The organism is Lewinellaceae bacterium, assembly GCA_020636135.1.
Classification (GTDB): domain Bacteria; phylum Bacteroidota; class Bacteroidia; order Chitinophagales; family Saprospiraceae; genus JAGQXC01.
The window spans coordinates 1-2,146 of the sequence record JACJYK010000008.1; the positions used below are offsets into that span (position 1 = coordinate 1).

The following is a 2,146-nucleotide window of genomic DNA, read 5'->3' on the forward strand; positions in this document are numbered from 1 at the left end:
TTTAGAGGTGACTGCTTAAACGGCTGATACATAGGGGTAACTCCTACCGCATTTAGAGTTGGTCTGGTAGTTGCTGACTATTACCGAGATTGGCGGGAGGTACACATGATGCCTAAAAAGAATATCAAGGACACATTGATGGCAGCGATGCTGATGCGCGAAATTAAACGAGCCCGGCAGGAGCTACTGGGAGGGGCTGCCAATACACTGGTACGGGCTGCTCTGGCTGTTGCTTACATGTACCTTGTTTTCAATGCCTACACGATGTTGGGTGTCGTTGGTGTTGTATCTGTAGCCATCTTTTTCCTGATAGTCATGTTTGTACCAGCGCCTTACCACAAGGTACGACGTTTTCTGTACAGGTTGCGAATGTTTTTCGGATAGATCCGGGCCGTCGGCCCTCACTCCACCTGGCAAGGTGCTGGAAAACGTGAAGCGAGAGAGGGGTGCAGCATTCTTTGCTCTGTGCAGTTTCCGATATTCAGTAATCTTGATGATAAATAAGCGATTAATCCATTTTTTCATTTAGATCCGGAGATTCTGCTGCAGCCCGGAGCCTTTTTATCCGGTTGTGTAGACGAACCTATCACATTGTTACCAAAAGACTTTATTCAATAAATTAAAGTTGGCATTTTTTCTGCTCTTTTAAATGGCAAGCAGCCTCTTCGCCGCATGGCTTCGGACGCTGCGGTAAAAACTGCTGGATTGATTCGCCAGTGTTTCATCTACGGAGAACTTGCCATGTTAGCTTTTAAATTTACACCCAATGGGCGCTTCGCTCTCGCTATTGTCGCCATCGGATACGTTTTCTCGAGCCATTACCTGATTACTGGCGGTTGGTTATTACAGGTTTTGACGCTCCTTTTTGGCCTTGGTCTAACGATCGTATTGATTGCATCTATTGTGCCGGCCTTGATGGATACATCTGTGGATGGGCCTCCCAAGGAATTCATGGAGAAGCGTGCTATGAACTCCAACACCAGGAAACAGTCCGTTCTCGTTGACCCAAGTGTGCCCGGAAGTGTGTAAGCAGAACGCAGGAAATTCAACCGGTCTTTATTGGCCGGATTGACGCGTCAATAAAAAAGCCATGGAGGTAACCTTGACCCAGCGCAAGTACAAACCCCATCGTGATCAGGAAAAAGTTATTGATAATCCGGGTCTCAGGAAAAAAGCTCCTGACCAGGGAAAACTCTTTCGCATTGTATACGCTGTAATGACACATCCGATCTGGGAAGTGGCAGCAACCAATGCGCGTTTTGGAAAGCTCATACGGTTTCTCCTGATCCTCGTCGGTACGAGCATCCTCATCATTTTGGCGATCGTTTCGAGTCCATGGCCCTTGGTCATAGTAACCACATTGCTGTTCTTTGTGATTGGGTGGATAAGGGCGGGATCTTCCGCTTCCTGATTGGAATACCTGTTCTCCTATTTCCGACGGAAATAGCAGTCATGCGCTTTGTAATACGGAATCACAGCCATTCAGCCTGTATGCATCAACGCTGAGATGGTGATGAATTCGCGGACCCGGCAAAGGTACGGATGTGATCATGCTGCTACCCGTATCTTGCGGAGTCAGATAGGAGAGGATTGTGACGAAGAAAGTGAGTGATCTGCCTGTCGTCATGGTTGACGATGAAGAGGAGATCCTGTTCGGAACGGGTTACCTGTTAAATAGCCGAGGTATTCGATCCGTGACTACTTTAAGTGACGGCCGGGAGCTGATGCCTCTTCTGCAATCGGAAAAGGCGGGCGTTATTGTACTGGATCTTTTCATGCCCCACATCCCCGGCACCGAACTGCTGCCGCAACTGGTGCAGAATTACCCGGAAGTGCCGGTGATTGTCATGACCGCTTCACAGGAGTTGGAGACAGCCGTCTCCTGCATGAAAGAAGGAGCCTTTGATTACCTGGTCAAGCCGGTAGAGGAGAACCGGTTTGTCTCCTGTGTGCGGCGTGCCCTGGAGATCAGGGGGCTGCGCCGGGAGGTCGGTGCGCTGCGACACAGCCTGATAGAGAAAGGGGTGAAACGGCCCGAGTGCTTCTCCCATATTATTACCTGCCAGCGCGACATGCAGGTGCTGTTTCGATACATTGAAGCTATTGCCGATAGCAGGGAGCCGGTAATAATTACCGGGGAAACCGG

4 protein-coding genes are annotated in these 2,146 nt (G+C 49.5%); all 4 read left to right on the forward strand.

Annotation, left to right across the window (positions count from 1 at the left end; translation table 11 throughout):
• Positions 1 to 105 precede the first annotated feature (105 nt).
• Positions 106 to 384: a hypothetical protein gene (locus H6570_22630; protein ID MCB9322089.1), complete on the forward strand. Its 279-nt coding sequence runs from the start codon at positions 106 to 108 to the stop codon at positions 382 to 384.
• 321 nt (positions 385 to 705) lie between these two features.
• On the forward strand, positions 706 to 1,029 hold the full coding sequence (locus tag H6570_22635; protein ID MCB9322090.1) for a hypothetical protein: 324 nt from the start codon (positions 706 to 708) through the stop codon (positions 1,027 to 1,029).
• Positions 1,030 to 1,090: 61 nt separating this feature from the next.
• A complete protein-coding gene (locus H6570_22640; GenBank protein ID MCB9322091.1) occupies positions 1,091 to 1,411 on the forward strand; it encodes a hypothetical protein in 321 nt (106 codons plus the stop codon).
• Positions 1,412 to 1,592: 181 nt separating this feature from the next.
• A partial coding sequence (locus H6570_22645; GenBank protein MCB9322092.1) for a response regulator occupies positions 1,593 to 2,146 on the forward strand: 554 nt, incomplete at its 3' end.

Excerpts from the sequence above, each read along its gene's own strand:
- H6570_22630 (MCB9322089.1), top strand. The coding sequence starts at position 106 with ATGATGCCTAAAAAGAATATCAAGGACACATTGATGGCAGCGATGCTG.
- H6570_22640 (MCB9322091.1), top strand. The coding sequence starts at position 1,091 with ATGGAGGTAACCTTGACCCAGCGCAAGTACAAACCCCATCGTGATCAG.